The 17,688-nt window shown below is 27.7% G+C and carries 15 protein-coding genes; 14 read left to right on the top strand and 1 reads right to left on the bottom strand.

Annotated features, from left to right (window positions below):
- Positions 1-69 precede the first annotated feature (69 nt).
- Positions 70-975 carry a hypothetical protein gene (locus JNUCC81_RS11800; protein WP_454093654.1) on the top strand — a complete coding sequence of 302 codons (906 nt, stop codon included), beginning with the start codon at positions 70-72 and terminating at the stop codon, positions 973-975.
- A gap of 76 nt (positions 976-1,051) precedes the next feature.
- Here JNUCC81_RS11800 and JNUCC81_RS11795 read toward each other — a convergent pair whose 3' ends face one another.
- Positions 1,052-2,023 carry a helix-turn-helix transcriptional regulator gene (locus JNUCC81_RS11795; RefSeq protein ID WP_454093653.1) on the bottom strand — a complete coding sequence of 324 codons (972 nt, stop codon included), beginning with the start codon at positions 2,021-2,023 and terminating at the stop codon, positions 1,052-1,054.
- A 93-nt stretch (positions 2,024-2,116) separates the two neighbouring features.
- Here JNUCC81_RS11795 and JNUCC81_RS11790 point away from each other — a divergent pair, with 93 nt between their 5' ends.
- From JNUCC81_RS11790 to citF, 13 genes are all read left to right on the top strand, one after another.
- On the top strand, positions 2,117-2,656 hold the full coding sequence (locus JNUCC81_RS11790) for a dihydrofolate reductase family protein (RefSeq protein ID WP_454093652.1): 540 nt from the start codon (positions 2,117-2,119) through the stop codon (positions 2,654-2,656).
- A 91-nt stretch (positions 2,657-2,747) separates the two neighbouring features.
- Positions 2,748-3,776 (top strand): threonine aldolase family protein, encoded by a 1,029-nt coding sequence (locus JNUCC81_RS11785; protein WP_454093651.1) that lies wholly within the window; start codon positions 2,748-2,750, stop codon positions 3,774-3,776.
- Positions 3,777-4,132: 356 nt separating this feature from the next.
- The gene (locus JNUCC81_RS11780; RefSeq protein WP_454093650.1) at positions 4,133-4,375 is read left to right on the top strand and encodes a hypothetical protein; all 243 of its coding nucleotides are present in this window, start codon (positions 4,133-4,135) and stop codon (positions 4,373-4,375) included.
- Between the two features lie 163 nt (positions 4,376-4,538).
- Positions 4,539-5,930: a TldD/PmbA family protein gene (locus JNUCC81_RS11775; RefSeq protein ID WP_454093649.1), complete on the top strand. Its 1,392-nt coding sequence runs from the start codon at positions 4,539-4,541 to the stop codon at positions 5,928-5,930.
- Position 5,931: 1 nt separating this feature from the next.
- Complete coding sequence (locus JNUCC81_RS11770; RefSeq protein WP_454093648.1) at positions 5,932-7,275, top strand: TldD/PmbA family protein; 1,344 nt, start codon at positions 5,932-5,934, stop codon at positions 7,273-7,275.
- Positions 7,276-7,448: 173 nt separating this feature from the next.
- Entirely contained in the window at positions 7,449-8,138 is a 690-nt protein-coding gene (locus JNUCC81_RS11765) for a response regulator transcription factor (protein ID WP_454093647.1), read from the top strand.
- The gene (locus tag JNUCC81_RS11760) at positions 8,119-10,179 is read left to right on the top strand and encodes a histidine kinase dimerization/phospho-acceptor domain-containing protein (protein ID WP_454093646.1); all 2,061 of its coding nucleotides are present in this window, start codon (positions 8,119-8,121) and stop codon (positions 10,177-10,179) included. The genes JNUCC81_RS11765 and JNUCC81_RS11760 overlap by 20 nt, the downstream gene beginning before the upstream one ends.
- 254 nt (positions 10,180-10,433) lie before the next feature.
- The gene (locus tag JNUCC81_RS11755) at positions 10,434-11,090 is read left to right on the top strand and encodes an HAD family hydrolase (protein ID WP_454093645.1); all 657 of its coding nucleotides are present in this window, start codon (positions 10,434-10,436) and stop codon (positions 11,088-11,090) included.
- A gap of 445 nt (positions 11,091-11,535) precedes the next feature.
- Positions 11,536-13,638: a class 1b ribonucleoside-diphosphate reductase subunit alpha gene (gene nrdE / locus JNUCC81_RS11750; RefSeq protein WP_454093644.1), complete on the top strand. Its 2,103-nt coding sequence runs from the start codon at positions 11,536-11,538 to the stop codon at positions 13,636-13,638.
- A 14-nt stretch (positions 13,639-13,652) separates the two neighbouring features.
- Positions 13,653-14,612: a class 1b ribonucleoside-diphosphate reductase subunit beta gene (gene nrdF, locus JNUCC81_RS11745; RefSeq protein ID WP_454093643.1), complete on the top strand. Its 960-nt coding sequence runs from the start codon at positions 13,653-13,655 to the stop codon at positions 14,610-14,612.
- 314 nt (positions 14,613-14,926) lie between these two features.
- Positions 14,927-15,211: a citrate lyase acyl carrier protein gene (gene citD, locus JNUCC81_RS11740; protein ID WP_042274784.1), complete on the top strand. Its 285-nt coding sequence runs from the start codon at positions 14,927-14,929 to the stop codon at positions 15,209-15,211.
- Between the two features lie 11 nt (positions 15,212-15,222).
- Positions 15,223-16,125, top strand: a complete 903-nt coding sequence (locus JNUCC81_RS11735) for an aldolase/citrate lyase family protein (RefSeq protein ID WP_454093642.1) — start codon at positions 15,223-15,225, stop codon at positions 16,123-16,125.
- 2 nt (positions 16,126-16,127) lie between these two features.
- Complete coding sequence (gene citF, locus JNUCC81_RS11730; protein WP_454093641.1) at positions 16,128-17,678, top strand: citrate lyase subunit alpha; 1,551 nt, start codon at positions 16,128-16,130, stop codon at positions 17,676-17,678.
- Positions 17,679-17,688: the final 10 nt, after the last annotated feature.

Below are 17,688 nucleotides of genomic sequence, written 5' to 3'. Positions count from 1 at the left end.
AAGACAAAAAATACAAAGTATTATAGTATATAAGTTATATGTAATTTATATATTGTGGGGGAAGTAATAATGAATAAAAAAACAGTCAGCAAAGTTTTATCGATAATTCTTTGTATATTATTGGTAATGCCAACAGTGGTAGAAGCAAAAAGAGGTAGGAGTTCATCATCTAGAGCATCAAAAAGTAGTATAAGTTCATCTTATAAGAGAAGTAGCTCAAGTAGTAAATCAAATTCTTCACTTGAAACTAAGTCAACTAAAGATAAATTAAATTCGTCTACTTCGAAAGAATCATCTAATGATTCAACCAAAAAAAATACAGGTAACGATTCATCAATTTCTAACTCTAGTACTAAAAAAACTGATAAAGTAAAATCAGGAGATTTTAGTAAGAGTAAATCTGATTTAAAAGATAAGAAAAGCGTTGATTCAGAAAATAAATCAAAAAAAGAAAATGATAAAAGTAAAAGTAAAGCAACGACAGCTCTAAAGGTAGGCTCTATGGCAGGAGCAACTACAGTTGCTGGTAATACAAAAAAAGTAGATGCAGACTCTAACAAATCTTCACTTAAAGCAGATAGTGCAAATTTTACAGTTAAGCCTAAAAATATAGATAAAAATAAGAAAGAGAACACATCAACAAATAATAGCTCAACGTACAAGCCAAGCTATTATAAGAATTACAGCAAAAATAACTTTTTCTCAACAAATAATGCATGGTTTTATTATTATGCATTAGACAAAGTGTTTAATAATAGAGATAGAGTGACAGAACAAGATATAGCTAGAGAGTTAGAAGAACAAGGATATACAAAAGAAGAAATAGATACTATAATGTCAGAAGGAAAGAAAGAGCAAAAAGAAGTAAAAAAAGAAGTTTCAAAGAAGAAAAGTAAAAATATTTTTAAATATATAAAAATAGGTACTGTGGTATGTATCTTAGGATGTATTATATATATTAAAAAAATAAGATAGTACATAAAACAATTATATATAATAAAAAACTGATGATTATACTTTTATATAAATAAAGCTAGGAAGATTCCTAGCTTTATTTATATAAACTAATAACCTCTAATGCTTTTTTCTTAAGTTCATCAATAGCACATTCAGGTTCAATTATTTTAATATCTTTACCATAACCAAAAGCAAATTCTATCCCTTGGAATAAAGAATCAAATTTTATATCAATATAAATATCATCATTTTCAATAATTGTTTTACTTATATTTATAAACATTCTTTCCTTTATATGATTTAAGATACAGGAATTTACTTTAAATTTAAAAGTATGTTTAGGGATTGAACTTTTAAATTTACTAGTTGAATTTTTCCAATAATCTTCTAAATTAAAATCAGTTGGTCTTATAAAATTATCTTTCATTAAAAATGCAGATTCTATAGACGTTACTTTGTATGTTTTGATAATTCCATTATTTAATCCAACTAAATACCATGTTCCTCTTTTACATACAAGGCCTAGAGGGTTTAATATTACTTCTTTAGTTTCGTCTATTTTTCTATATAAAATATTTAAAGTTCTAAATTTCCAAATGGCATTTTGTAATGTATTAAGAATATCTTTGCTTACATTATTTGTTTTATTCCATGTATTCATATCTATATAAATATAATTTTTAATATTCTCTATTTCTTGTATTTGACTATGAGATGAACTTCCTAAAAGTTTAATTAATGTAGAACTTTTCAGCTTCTCAATACCTAAATCATCTAAAATTTTATCTCCAGTAGGAACAAACAAAGAAAATATTTCATTTGTACTTATGCCAGTTAATGAAGTTTTATAATCTCCTAAAAGTTTTATTCCTCCATTTGCCCCTCTATCGCTACTTATAGGTATGCCAAGGCTACTTAGTGAATCAATATCTCTATAAATAGTTCTTACAGAAACTTCTAAACGATTAGATAATTCATTAGCGGTTAGTTGTCTGTGCATTTGAAGTAACATAAGTATAGATATAAGTCTATCAGCTTTCATAAATTTTCCTTTCAAATATGACATAAGGTGTCAACAATTGTTTTGTATAATATATTTTGTAAGTAAGTTAATAAATATTATAATTAAAATGGATAAAAAAAGAAAGGATACAAAATTATGAAAAGAGAGAGGAAAGTAATTTTATATATAGCAATGAGCCTAGATGGATATATAGCAAGAAAAAATGGAGATATTGATTGGCTTTGTGGCGATGGAAGTGAACCAGATAGTGATTTTGGATATAATGAGTTCTATAAAAATATAGATACTGTTATACTTGGAAGAACTACTTATGACCAAGTTGTAAATGAACTAAGTGTAGGTGTTTGGCCATATGAGGGTATAGATAGTTTTGTGTTTACAAGTAAGGATACTAAAGATAATAAATATGTTAAATTTATAAAAGAGGATATATGTGATTTTGTAAAAGATTTAAAGAAAAAAGAAGGAAAGGATATTTGGGTAGTAGGTGGAGCTGAGTTAATAAGACATCTAACAGAAGTAAACTTAATAGATGAATATATCATAACAGTTATACCGACTATTTTAGGTGAAGGTATACCTTTATTTAAAGAAGGAAGTAAAGAATTAAAGCTTAAATTAAAAGAATCTAAAGTTTATAACGGAGCTGTAATGATTCACTATATTAGAAACTAATTAAAAAATAATTGTATATGATATAGATACTAATTCTAAATAATGTTAATATAAAATTATATTTAATTTATACAAAAGAGGGGGAAAAGGTATGTATAGTTTCAAAAGTGATTACAGTGAAGGAGCGCATCCTCAAATTCTTGAAGCTTTAGTTAAAACAAATCTAGAACAAAGTGAAGGGTATGGTTTAGATACATATTGTGAAAAAGCAGTAACAGCTATAAAAGAAAAATTACAAAATGAAAATGTAGATATTCATTTTATACCTGGAGGAACTCAAACTAATTTAACAGCTATATCGGCATTTTTAAGACCACACGAAGCAGCAATATCTGCAAATACAGGACATATATTTGCAAATGAAACAGGTGCAATAGAAGCTACTGGTCATAAAATTATAACAGTTGATGTGGAGGATGGGAAGTTAAGAAAAGAAGATGTATTATATGCACTTTCTAAGCACACTAATGAGCATGTTGTAAAGCCAAAACTTGTTTATATATCAAACTCGACAGAAATAGGAACTATATATACTAAAAGTGAATTAGAAGAATTAAATAAAGTTTGTAGAGAGAACAATTTAATTTTATATATGGATGGAGCAAGACTTGGTTCTGCCTTATGCTGTAGAGAAAACGATTTGACATTATCTGATATAAGTAATTTAACAGATGCTTTTTACATAGGTGGGACTAAAAATGGAGCATTATTTGGAGAAGCTATAGTGATATGTAAAGAATCTCTTAAAGAAGATTTTAGATATTACTTAAAGCAAAAAGGAGCTATGCTTGCTAAAGGAAGATTATTAGGAATACAATTTTTAGAACTATTTAAAGAAGATTTATTCTTTGAAATAGGAAGACATGAAAACGAAATGGCTAATATTTTAAGAGATGGAATAAATGAATTAGGATATAAATATTTAGTAGATTCTCCGTCTAATCAAGTATTCCCTATATTTAATAATGATGTAATAGAATCTCTAAAAAATAATTATGCATTTAGTATATGGGCTAAAGTTGATGAAGATAGTACAGCTATAAGACTAGTAACTTCATGGGCAACAACTAAAGAGTCAGTACTAAGGTTTATAGAAGAATTAAAAAAAGTATCTAAGTAAATATAAAAGAGGGAGTCGTATTTTACGACTCCTTTTTAAATATTAAGATCAACTAAAAAAGTGCTAACTAAAAAAGAAGCTATTAATATTATTTGAAACAATTTAATAATTATAACTGGCAAAACATATAAATTAAAAAGATAGTAAATAGTAGATTAACATACAATATGTATAATAAACCTATGAAAGAGAAATAAAAGTAAAAAATTTAGATAAATCACACAGTTCTCCTAATAAAAAGCTATATTAAAATTTTTAATATGGTCTTTTTTTTATGAAAATAATACAAAGTTAAGCTTAACTTAAGGATAAAATGATATTAATTATTATAATAAAACTTAGAAGGTGGTAATAAAATGAATCGTAGTTTGCAAAGAGTAAAGAGAAAAAGAGAATTAGATAAAATAAATAAAGCGAAAAAACAACAAGAAAATATTGAAAAAAGAAATTTAATAATAAAAATAAGTACATTAGTCTCTATAATAGCTCTGATCTTTATAGTAGTTAGTGTATCAATAAAAGCAGATAATTTTATATCTGATATCTCAAATATATTAAATATATTTAATGTTGGAAATCCATATAAGAATGTATACTAATTTTAGATGATATAGTTTTATAATTTATCTCAGCTAAGTCTAATACATATGCTAAATAAATATATTATGATTACATATAAATTTTATTGGATAATTATAGAAATAAAAGATATAATTAATACTAAAATGAAATAAAGATCTAAATATAGATTGGAGGAAAGTTATGATTTTACGAGAAATTGCTACACAAGTACTGGAAAAGTGCTTAATTACAGGTGGAGATTTTGCAGAAATATTTGAAGAAGATACAATCACTAACTCAATAGGATTAATAGATAATAAAATAGAAAATGCTCTAGGTGGGAGAAACTATGGTATTGGAATAAGAATATTTAAAGGATTTAAGAGTGTTTATGCATACACAAATGATAATTCATTAAGTGGTATGCTTGATACTGCATATAAAGCAGCACTAGCGTTAGGTAGCTTATCTGAAGAAAAAATGGTAGTACTAAATAATAATAAAATTTTAACAGATATAAACCCTATAAAACTATACCCAAGTAGCGTAGACTATCAAAATAAAATAAATGTAATGAAATCTGCATATAAAAATGCAAAAGAATATAGCACAGATATATCACAAGTAAGTATAAGTTACACAGATAAAGATCAAAAAGTTTTAATAGCAAACACTGAGGGATTATACGTTGAAGATAGAAGAATAAGAACAAGACTTGGTATAAGTTCTGTAGCATCAAAGGGAAGTGAAAATCAAACTGGATTTGAAGGTCCTGGAGGATGTAAAGGATTTGAGATATTTGAAGATATAGACCCAGAGTATTATGGAAAAGAAGCATCAAGAGTAGCATATACTATGCTAAATGCTAGAAATTGTCCTGCTGGTAAAATGACAGTAGCAATAGACAATGGATTTGGAGGAGTAATATTCCATGAAGCTTGTGGTCACTCTCTTGAAGCTACAGCTGTTGCTAAAGGGAACTCTGTATTTGCAGATAAGCTAGGTCAGCAAATTGCATCAAGTAAAGTAACTGCAATAGATGATGGAACGCTTAAGAATCATTGGGGTTCAGCAAATATAGATGATGAAGGAACTCCAACTAAAAGAAATGTACTAATAGAAAATGGTATATTAAAATCATACATGATAGATAAATTAAATGGAAGAAGAATGAAAATGGAGTCAACTGGAAGTTCTCGTAGACAAAGTTACAAGTTTGCTCCAACTTCAAGAATGACAAACACATATATTGCAAAAGGTGAAGATAAGCCAGAAGATATAATAAAATCAATAGATAATGGATTATATGCAAAGAAAATGGGAGGCGGTTCTGTAAACCCAGTAACAGGAGAGTTTAACTTTGCGGTATCTGAAGGTTACCTAGTTAAAAATGGTGAGATAGTAGAACCAGTAAGAGGAGCTAGCTTAATAGGTAAAGGTAGCGACGTACTTATGGATATAGATATGGTTGGAAATAATTTAGCTCAAGCTCAAGGTATGTGTGGGTCATCATCTGGAACTATACCAACAAATGTAGGTCAGCCTATGATAAGAGTAAGAGAAATAACAGTTGGTGGAAGAAAGGAGGACTAATATGAACTTTATAGAATTTAAAGATTTATTATTTAAAAAAGCAATTGAAGAAGGATTTAAAGAGTGTGAAATCTATTATAGCGATGGTGAAAGCATAAGCATAAGTGTTTATGAAGGAGAAGTTGAAAAGTACAATTTATCTAAATCATTTGGGTTATCATTTAGGGGAAAAATAGAGGGGAAAATGGGATATTCATATACCGAAATATTAGATGAAGATGCCATAAATATGCTAATAAATAATGCTAAGAGTAGTGCTAATTTAATTGAAAATAATGATGTTCAGTTTATATATGAAGGAGATAAAGAGTATAGTAATGTTAAAACATATTCAAAAGAACTTGAAAATATAGACCCGGCTAAAATGATAGAATTGGTTCTTGATTTAGAAAAAGAAACTAAAAAGTGTTCAGAAAAAGTTGTAAATTTAAATGGTTGTAAAATATCATACTCTTCATCAAACTATGGAATATACAATACTAAAGGATTAGAACTTACGAATAAAGGAAATATACTTACATCCTATGTAGTAGCTATAGTTGAAGATAAAAATGGAAAAAATGATGGAGTAGGATACGTAGTAGCCAACTCTTTAGATGAAGTAGTTCCTAAAAAGATCGCTAAGCAAGGTGTTGATGAAGCTTTATCTAAGTTGGGAGGAAAGAGTATAAAATCTGGAAGCTATAAGACTATAATATATAATGAAGCTATGGTTCAGCTTCTTGAGACTTTTGCAGGGACTTTTAGCGCAGATGCAGCTCAAAAGGGGTTATCACTTTTAAAAGATAAAGAAGGGGAAATGGTAGCATCAAAAATAGTTACTATAGTTGATGATCCACTATTAGATGATGGATTAGCATCAGCTCCTTTTGATGATGAAGGGGTAGCCACTTTTACTAAAGAATTAGTTTCAAATGGAAAGTTAATTACATTACTTCACAATTTAAAAACTGCAAATAAGGCAGGAGTAAAGACTACAGGTAATGGATTTAAATCTTCATACGCATCATCTGTTGATGTATCTGAAAGTAATTTATACTTACAAAAAGGTGAGAAGTCTTTAGATGATTTAATGAAAGAAATAAATGAAGGTTTAATGATAACTGATTTAGCAGGTCTACATTCTGGAGCAAATGCTGTAAGTGGAGATTTTTCATTAGCAGCTAAAGGATTTTATATAAAAAATGGCAAAAAATCATTCCCTGTTGAACAAATAACTGTAGCAGGAAATTACTTTGAGTTACTTAAAAATATAGCTGAAGTAGGTAGTGATTTAATATTCCCTATGAGTAATGTTGGTTCACCTTCTGTAATAGTTAAAGGTTTATCAATAGCTGGAGAATAGAAATAGAAAAGAGAGCTGATTTTTTCAGCTCTTTTTTATTTTAAAAAATCTTAATAAAATCTTAATAATTTAGGAACTAAATATTAAAAATTATATCTCATAATAATAGATAGATTAGCTAATTTATTCAAAAATATATATAAATGTTATAATGTGAGGTGAGGTGATGAAATATGTTTAGAGGGAATATATTATTAGTTGATGATGATAGGGATATAGTTAATTCTATGGAGATACATTTAAAAAATGAAGGATTAAATGTTTATAAAGCTTATGATGGAATAGAAGCTTTAGAGGTATTAATGGATAAAAATATTCATTTAATACTTATGGATATAATGATGCCAAAGCTAGATGGATTAAGCACAACATTAAAAATAAGGGAAGAAAAAAATATACCAATAATACTTGTATCTGCAAAGACACAAGACACAGATAAGATTATAGGTCTTAATATGGGAGCAGATGATTATGTAACAAAGCCATTTAATCCACTTGAATTAGTTGCAAGGGTAAAGTCTAATTTAAGAAGATACACAAGTTTAGGAAATTATACTGAGGAAAGTAGTGATATTTTAAGATATAAAGAACTGGAATTAAATAATATTAGTAAAGAGGTAACTGTAGATGGAGAATTAGTAAAACTTACTCCTATTGAGTATAAGATACTAGAACTATTACTTAGAAATCAAGGAAGGGTATTTTCTTCAAGGCAGGTATATGAAAATGTTTGGGAAGAGCTAGGATACAATTGTGACAGGATAGTTGCAGTACATATAAGAAGGATAAGAGAAAAAACTGAGATAAACACAAAAGATCCAAAATATATAAAGGTGGTGTGGGGTGTTGGATATAAAATTTAAAATAAATAAAGAAATATTAGTAGCCATTATGTGTTTTTGTATATCAGTAATTATTTTTAGAGTAGATTTAATATCTAATTATATGTATTGGTATAGTAATAATAAAGATTTTTATAGAAGCTACCAATTAGAAGGAGCAATATATGAAATAGGGGAAAGTTCTGTATATACAGTAGTTGGAAATAATGCAAGTGAAAATATGTTGGCATATAGAAATAAATCAAGTACTATGATTGAAGAATTTAAAAGTGCACAAGTATATGTAGTAAATAATGATAGTAAAAAGACTTATTCTAATAATGGTATTAATAGTATAGAAGAGTTTAATAAAGTAACAAAAGATTTTCCTTATATTTTAGAGCTTAATTTTAAAGATAAGACTTTAAAAAAAATAAAAAACGGAAAGAAAGAAAATTATATTACAAATAATTATGGAAACATAGTAGACGCGAAAAAAGAAGATGTAACTACATATATAGCAATACCAAGTATTGAGAAAATAAAAGAAAGTGATTATGATAAAAATGGGGATAGAGTTAAATTATTATATGAAGACAATATAAGAAGTAATAGAGAAGCGATGATTTTTCTAGGCTCTAGAATAATTGCAGCAGTAGTTTTATTAAGTAGTTTTCTGCTTTATATAAATAATATGATTAAGATCAAAAAGAATTATAAAAATAATGAAGATTACATAGAACAGCATAAATTATATTTTAAATCAAAAAGTAGTAAAATATTTAACTTAGAGGGCTTATTTATAATAGGGGTTATATCATTAATATTATTAAATATGTTTAAATACCATGGTTTTTATATATTATTTAATACAATTTTGCTTTTAGATATATACTATTTTATATATACAGTAATAGCTATAAAAAATATAGAGGATTTAGTTAATAAAAGTAAAGCGTTTAAAATGTTATATAAAAAAGAACGTATTTCACAAAATAAAATAGTAATAACAAAATTTGCAATACTGTTTACATTAACACAGATTATAGTATTATTTATTATACTTTATACTATGTATGGAACGAATAGTATTAGTGGTATATCAGATTTTATTACGTATACGTTAAAGTATGGCATACCATATTTTATTTCGTATATGCTAGAGTATAACAAATATATAATAATCATGTTTATAGGTATTGTATTAGGAAATATATTACTAGCTTCAATAATAATTAAAAAAATGAAAGGAATCACAGACATACAAACTTCATTAAGTGAATTTAAGAGTGGTAACTTTAATCATAAAATAGAAGTAAATGAAAATGATATGTTCAAAGAATTAGTAGAAGATATAAATAGTTTAGGTGAAGTTATAAATGAATCTGTAGAAGAAAGATTAAAAAGTGAAAGAATGAAAACAGAGCTTATAACAAATGTAAGCCACGACTTAAAAACACCACTTACAGCTATAATAAACTACATAAGTTTAATGAAAAAAGAAGATATAAAACCAGAACATGTAAAAGATTACGTAAAGGTACTTGATAATAGAACGCAAAAGCTTAAAGTATTAATAGATGACTTATTTGAAGCATCAAAAGTTAGTAGTAATGATATAGAAGTTAATTTAGAAAAAACTGATATAAATCAATTACTGACACAAAGTATAGTAGAAATGGAAGAAGAAATAGAAAAAACTAAATTAGACTTTATTATAAATACACCAGATAAAGAAGTTTATATAATGGCCGATGGAAGAAAGCTTTGGAGAGTGTTTGAAAATCTTATATCAAATATTTTAAAATATTCATTAGAAGGTACTAGAGTATATATAGACATGATTACAAAAGATAATAAAGTAAATATAACTATGAAAAATATATCTAACTATCCTCTTAATTTTAATCCAAAAGAAATAACAGAAAGATTTACAAGAGGTGATTTATCAAGAAATACGGAAGGATCAGGCTTAGGATTATCAATAGCTAAGGGATTTGTAGAACTTCAATATGGAAGCTTAGATATTGAAATAATAGGTGATTTATTTATAGTTACTTTAATATTTGATTTAGTAAAATAGTATAAAATATCAATGTTATAATGTAGTGAGAAATTCTATCAATAAGCTACATAGAATAAAGGGATTTAGTAGATAATGTAGTATTATAAAGTATAGATGAAAATATCTAATAGATATTTATTCTATACTTTTTTATTTCACTTAAAATATAAAAATGTTAAACCACACTTTAAATTTTAAGATGAATATATTTATATTATATAGGTTATAACATATGGAGTAATTGGAAGTTAAATATTAAAGGGGGCATAGATATGTTAAAAGCCGTTATTTTTGATATGGATGGAGTATTAGTTAATACAGAGCCAGTTTACTATAAAGTTACAAAAGAAATATTAAATGAAAATGGTCATGATATAGATTATAAAGAATATGAAAAATATATAGGAATGACTAATGAGTGTACATGGGAACTACTAAAACAAAAGTATTCTATAAATATAGATACAAATGAATTAATAGAGAATATGATGATATTAAAAGATGTTATTATAAAAAGAGATGGATATGAATTAATAGATAATGTAGAAAGTTTATTAGAGAATTTAAAGCAAAATAATATAAAAGTAGGATTAGCTTCATCATCTCCAATATGTGATATATTAGATGTAACTAAAAGTACTGGTATATATAAATACTTTGATAAATTAATTACTGGAGAAAGTGTTGAAAAATCAAAGCCATCTCCAGATATATTCTTAAAAGCTGCAAATGAATTAGGTGTAAATAGTGAAGAATGTATTGTAATAGAAGATTCTAAAAATGGAGTACTTGCAGCAAAGTCTGCTAATATGAAATGCATAGGATTTTTTAACAAAGATTCAGGTAAACAAGATTTAAGTTTATCAGATATGATAATCTCTAATATGAGAGATATAGATTATGATTATATTAAAAAATATTTAACATAGACAAAAAATAAGAGCGCCTTAAGGTGCTCTTATTTTTTATACTAAAGTCTAATGTTTTAGTAAAAATAAATATATTAATAAGTACAAAAATAAAACAAAAGAACACTAACTAGTGTTCCTTAAAGACATAAGAAGAAAAATATTTACTTTATATATATATTAGACTTAATTTAAAATAAACCTTTAAAAAATTTAAATTTATCTGATATTTATTTTAACTACCCATTTATATATAAATTAAACGTAATATACGAAAATTTTAAGGAAAAATATTTCCAAAAAATATTGAAGTAAATACTATATATAGTTTAAAATAAACAAGCGAGTACTACATATAGTATATAATGATTAATTTGCTTAAAATAGTAAATAAGCCAGTAATTGCAATGGTTAAGAGAATAATATCTCATAAAAATCATAAAAAACGGTAAAAGGAATGATAAATATGAAGTGGATAGAATTAAATAACCAAGTTATCATAAGAGATGATAATGGTAAGTTTCAATTAGAAAAAGATAAAGAAGCTCTTAATGTATATATTAATGAATCAATAGAAAGCAGAATGAAGCACTTTAACAATATTGAAGAAAAAATAGATTATCTAGTTAGAAATAATTATTACTCAAAAGATGTTATAGAAAAATACGATATATCATTTATAAAAGAACTTTATAAAAATATTAAATCTCAAGAATTTGAATTTAAATCTTATATGAGCTCAAGCAAGTTTTTTGAAAACTATGCTTTAAAGGATAATAATGGAGAAGAAATTTTAGAGAGTTATGAAGATAAGGTATTAATATGTTCATTAGCATTAGCTGATGGAGATGTTGATTTTGCTAGAAAAATTTCAGATAAATTAATTAAACAAGAATTTCAGCCTGCAACGCCAACATTTTTAAATGCAGGAAGAGCAAGAGCAGGAGAAATGGTGAGTTGTTTCTTACTTTCTATTGAAGATAGTTGTGAAGGTATATCTTATGCGGTAGCTTCTGCAAATCACTTATCTAAAATTGGAGGTGGAGTTGCTCTAAATTTAAGTAGACTTAGAGCGAGTGGAGAAAGTATAAAAGGAATTGAAGGAGCAAGTGGTGGAGTAGTTGGTGTAGCTAAAATGTTAGAACAATCATTTAGCTATTTTAATCAAATGGGAGCAAGACAAGGTGCAGGAGCAGTATATTTAAATGTATTACACCCAGATTTTGAGCTTTTAATGGATACTAAAAAGATTAATGCTGATGAAAAAATAAGGCTTGCAACATTATCAATTGGAGCTATTATCCCAGATAAATTTATGGAATTAGCACAAAAAAATGAAGTAGCATATGCATTCTATCCTCATACTGTATTTAAAAAATACGGAGTTAACATTGATGATATTAATATGGACGAGTGGTATGAAAAATTAGCTAATGATAAAGACATTAGAAAAAAGGAAATAAACCCAAGAAAAATATTAACAAGAATTGCTCAAACCCAACAAGAAAGCGGATATCCCTATGTAATGTTTGTTGATAGCGCAAATAAAGAACATGTTCTAAAAGATTTAGGAAAAATTAAAATGTCTAATTTATGCTGTGAAATTTTCCAATATCAAACTCCATCAGATATAGTTGGGTATAAAGGTGAAAATAATTGGGGACAAGATATAAGTTGTAATTTGGGTTCTTTAAATATTTATAATGTAATGAAAAATAGAGATATAGAAAATGTAGTAGATACGGCAATAAGAGCACTTACAGTAGTTTCGGACAAAACAAGTATAGATGAAGTCCCAACAGTAAAAAATGGGAATAATGCGTCACATGCAGTAGGTCTTGGAGCCATGAATTTACACGGATATTTAATGAATGAAGATATATTATATACATCAAGTGAAGCGTTAGACTTTTCAAATACTTTCTTTGCAATGATTAGATACTATGCTATAAAAACGTCGATGCAGTTAGCTATTGAAAAAGGAGAAACATTTAAAGGCTTTGAAAAATCTGAATATGCAAAAGGTAAAGAAAGTGAAGTTCTTAAAAAATATTATATAGAAAGCTATTTACCTAAAACTGATAAAGTGAAAAAATTATTTGAAGGTATTTATATACCAAGCAATAAAGACTGGGAAAGGTTATTAGAGGAAGTTAAGGAAAAAGGGATATACAATGCATACTTAATGGCAATAGCCCCAACTCAAAGTATTAGTTATGTTCAAAATGCAACTTCAAGTATAATGCCAATAACAGAACAAATAGAGGTTAGAACTTATGGAGATTCTACAACAATATATCCAATGCCTTTTTTAACTAATGAAAATCTACTATATTATCAATCTGCATATAGAATGGATATGTTTAAGGTAATAGATATGGTATCAGTTGTGCAAAATCATGTAGATCAAGGAATTTCAACTACGCTATTTGTAACAGATGATAAAACTACAAGAGATATTGCAAGATATTATATATATGCTTATAAAAAAGGATTAAAAAGTCTTTATTACACAAGAACGAAAATGTTAAGAGAATCTGTTGATGAATGCGTGGCATGTTCTGTATAGAAAGGGTGGTAAATATGACATTTATACATAAGGCGGTTAATTGGAACAGAGAAGATGATGATTTTACACAATTATTTTGGGAACAAAATGTTAAGCAATTTTGGCTTCCAGAAGAAGTACCAATATCTAAAGATTTAAAGTCATGGTCAAACTTAAATATTGATGAAAAGAATTTATATAAAAAAGTATTAGGTGGATTAACATTATTAGATACAAAACAAGGAAATAATGGAATACCATCAATGATGAGCTTAACAGAAGACTTACAAAGAAAAGCAGTACTTTCATTTATGGGAACAATGGAAGAAATTCATGCGAAGAGCTATTCTTCTATATTTACAACATTACTTTCAAATGCTGAAATAGATGAATTATTTGAGTGGATAGAAACTGAACCTACCTTACAAAATAAAGCAGAAATAGTTTTAAGACAATATGAAAATACAACTGATAAAAAAAGTTTATATTTATCAATGGTTACAAGCGTATTTTTAGAAAGTTTCTTATTCTATAGTGGATTTTTTTACCCTCTATATCTAGCAGGTCAAGGAAAGATGGTAGCTAGTGGAGAGATTATATCTTTAATACTAAGAGATGAATCGTTACATGGAAAGTATATAGGATTACTTGCACAAGAAATATATAATTCATTAGAAGTTTATGAACAAGAAGAAGTAACTAATAAAATGTATAAAATACTTCGTGAACTTATGGAAAATGAAGAAAATTATACAAGATTAATATACAAGGGAACAAATCTTTCTGATGAAGTAATAAACTTTTTAAAATATAATGCGAATCAAGCACTTGAAAATCTAGATTTTCCTAAATATTATGAAGTAAAACCTATTAATCCAATAGTTTTAAATGGATTAAGTACAGAGACAAAAACTCATGACTTTTTCTCAACTAAAGGTAATGGATATCAAAAAGGAATTTATGAAGAATTAGAAGACAGTGATTTTATATTTTAAAATTATAAGTAAATTATAAAAAAGCTAGGTACTGCTTAATTAAAAAGCAGATCTAGCTTTATTTTAATGGTAAAAAATAAAGCTATGCCTTAGATAATAAAATAGAAATTATTAGAAAAACACCAAAAGAACATTGAAAAGAATGTTGAAAAATCAACGTTTTTGTAAGTTGAATTTTATATATCGTTAAAATTATATTGAATAAAAAAAATACATCTTATATAATTAAATCAGAAAAATGGTATACAATAAAACATAATTGTATACAGGTATACGCATGTATACTTAATAAAATTACAGGAGGAATACTAGCTATGGAATTAAAGGTAGTTGCTAGTGCTGGGACATTAGAATCAAGTGATATTCAAATCATATTAGAGCCAAGTGATAATGGAATATCTATAGAGCTAGAAAGTACTGTGATGGCTCAGTTTGGCGAACAAATTGAAAACGTTATCGCAGAAACATTAAAAGCACTTAATGTTACAGACGCGAAAGTATTTGCAAATGATAAGGGAGCAATAGATCCAGTTATACAAAGTAGGGTTCAAACTGCTGTCTATCGTTCAGCACAATGTAGTGAATATAAATGGATATAAGGAGAGAACTAATGAAACTAAGACGTTCAATGTTATTTGTTCCAGGTAATAATCCAGGAATAATAAGAGATGTTCATATATACAAGCCAGACTCAGTAATGTTTGACTTAGAAGATGCAATAGCAATAACAGAGAAAGACTCTGCAAGATTTTTAGTACATAATATGTTAAAAAAATTAAGCGATTATTATAAAGAATTAAACATAGAAACTGTAGTTCGTATAAATGGACTTGCTACAGAATTTTGGAAAGATGACATAGAAGCTGTAGTAACTGGTGGAGTAGAGGTAGTAAGAATACCAATGACTGAATCAGTTGAAGATGTTATGGCTGTTGATGCTGAAATAGAAAGAGTAGAAAAAGAGTGTAAAAGGGAAGTTGGTTCTACTAAAATAATGGTAGCAATAGAAACTGCACTTGGAGTTATGAATTCATTTAATATAGCTAAGTCACCTACAAAAAGATTAATAGGTATGGCTATAAGTGGAGAAGATTTTGTAACAAGTATGAAAACTACAAGAACACCAGAAGGAGACGAACTATATGTTGCTAGAGGAATGGTGGCAATGGCAGCTAGAGCTTGTGGACTTGAAGTGTTAGATACAGTTTATTCTGATATAAACAATGATGAAGGTTTCCTAAAAGAAGCTAATCTTATAAAGAGAATGGGATTTGGTGGTAAATCATTAATTCACCCAAGACAAGTCGAGCTTATACATGATGTATTTACACCAAGTGAAAAAGAAATAGCTAAAGCTCAAAAAATAGTGGATGCAACTAGAGAAGCTTTAGAGCAAAACTTAGGTGTGTTTACAGTAGATGGAAAAATGGTTGATAAGCCAATCATAGAAAGAGCTCAGAGAGTTCTAGAACTTGCAAAAGCTGCAGGGGTTTTAGTTGGAGGTGACAATTAATAATGGAGACTAAAAGAGTTAGTAATGAATTGTTAAATAGCATAAAAGGTTATGAAAATAGATCAGCTTATGTTGCTCCTTTCTCTAGCCAACCATCAGATAAAATAGTTAAGTCTGATAGTGAAAACTTAAAAGAGCATGTAAGAAGAGATAAAATAGTTGGATCTTTAAGAGATGCTATAGAAAAATGTGAAATAAAAGATGGAATGACAATATCTTTCCACCATCACTTTAGAGCTGGTGATAAGCTTTTAATGATGGTTGTTGATATATTAGCAGAAATGGGAATTAAAAATCTAAGAGTAGCAGCAAGTTCATTAACTAGTGCTCATGATGGTTTAGTTACTCACATTGAAAATGGAGTTGTAAACAGAATAGAAACTAGTGGTCTTAGAGGAAATTTAGCTAAAGCAGTTTCTGAAGGTATATTAGGAGAACATCCAGCAGTTATACGTTCTCATGGTGGAAGAGCTAGAGCTATAACTTCAGGTGATGTTAAAATAGATGTTGCATTTTTAGCAGCTTCTTCAGCTGACTGTATGGGTAATGCAAACGGTGTTGTAGGAAACTCTATATGTGGATCTATGGGTTATGCAAAGGTAGATGCGGCTCATGCTAAAAAGACAGTTGTAGTAACTGATACTATAGTTCCTTATCCGAACTTCCCACAAAGTATACCTCAAACTCAAGTTGACTATGTAGCAGTAGTTGATGAAGTAGGTGATTCTAAAGGAATAATGTCTGGTGCTACTAGATTTACAAACAACCCTAAAGAATTATTAATGGCGAAGAGAGTTTTAGATGTAATGAAAGCTTCAGGGTTATTCGTTGATGGATTCTCTATGCAAACAGGTTCTGGTGGAGCATCACTTGCTGTTACTAGATTTGTTAAAGAAGAACTTATAAAAAGAAATATAAAATTAAGTTATGCTTTAGGTGGAATAACAGGTCCTATGGTCGACTTATTAGAAGAAGGACTAGTTGATACATTATTTGATACTCAAAGTTTCGATTTAACTGCAGCTCAGTCTGTAGGTAAAAATGAAAAGCATGTTGAAGTAAGTGCAGATTTCTATGCATCTATAGGAAATAAATCAGCAGCAGTAGACAAGTTAGATTTTGTTATACTAAGTGCTCTTGAAATAGATACAGATTTTAATGTTAACGTTATAGCTGGTTCTGATGGAGTTATAAGAGCTGCATCTGGTGGGCACAGCGATACATCTGCAATGGCTAAAGTATCAATACTTGTAGCGCCTCTTACAAGAGGTAGATTATCTACAATAATAGATAAAGTTACTACTGTTGTTACTCCAGGAAGTACAGTTGATGTAGTTGTAACAGATTATGGTGTAGTAGTTAATCCAAGAAGACAAGATTTAATGGCTAAGTTTAAAGAAGCTGGAATCCAACTTATAACTATGGAAAAATTAAGAGAAATAGCTACAAGATTAGTTGGAACACCAAAAGAAATAGAGTTTAGTGATGATGTAGTAGCTGTAGTTGAGTACAGAGATGGAAGCATAATAGATGTTATAAAAAAAGTAAAATAAATCCTAGTAA

It is taken from the genome of Faecalimicrobium sp. JNUCC 81 (genome assembly GCF_053667625.1).
Note: the sequence above shows the minus strand (reverse complement) of the source record. Positions and strands in the feature narration are given on the sequence as shown.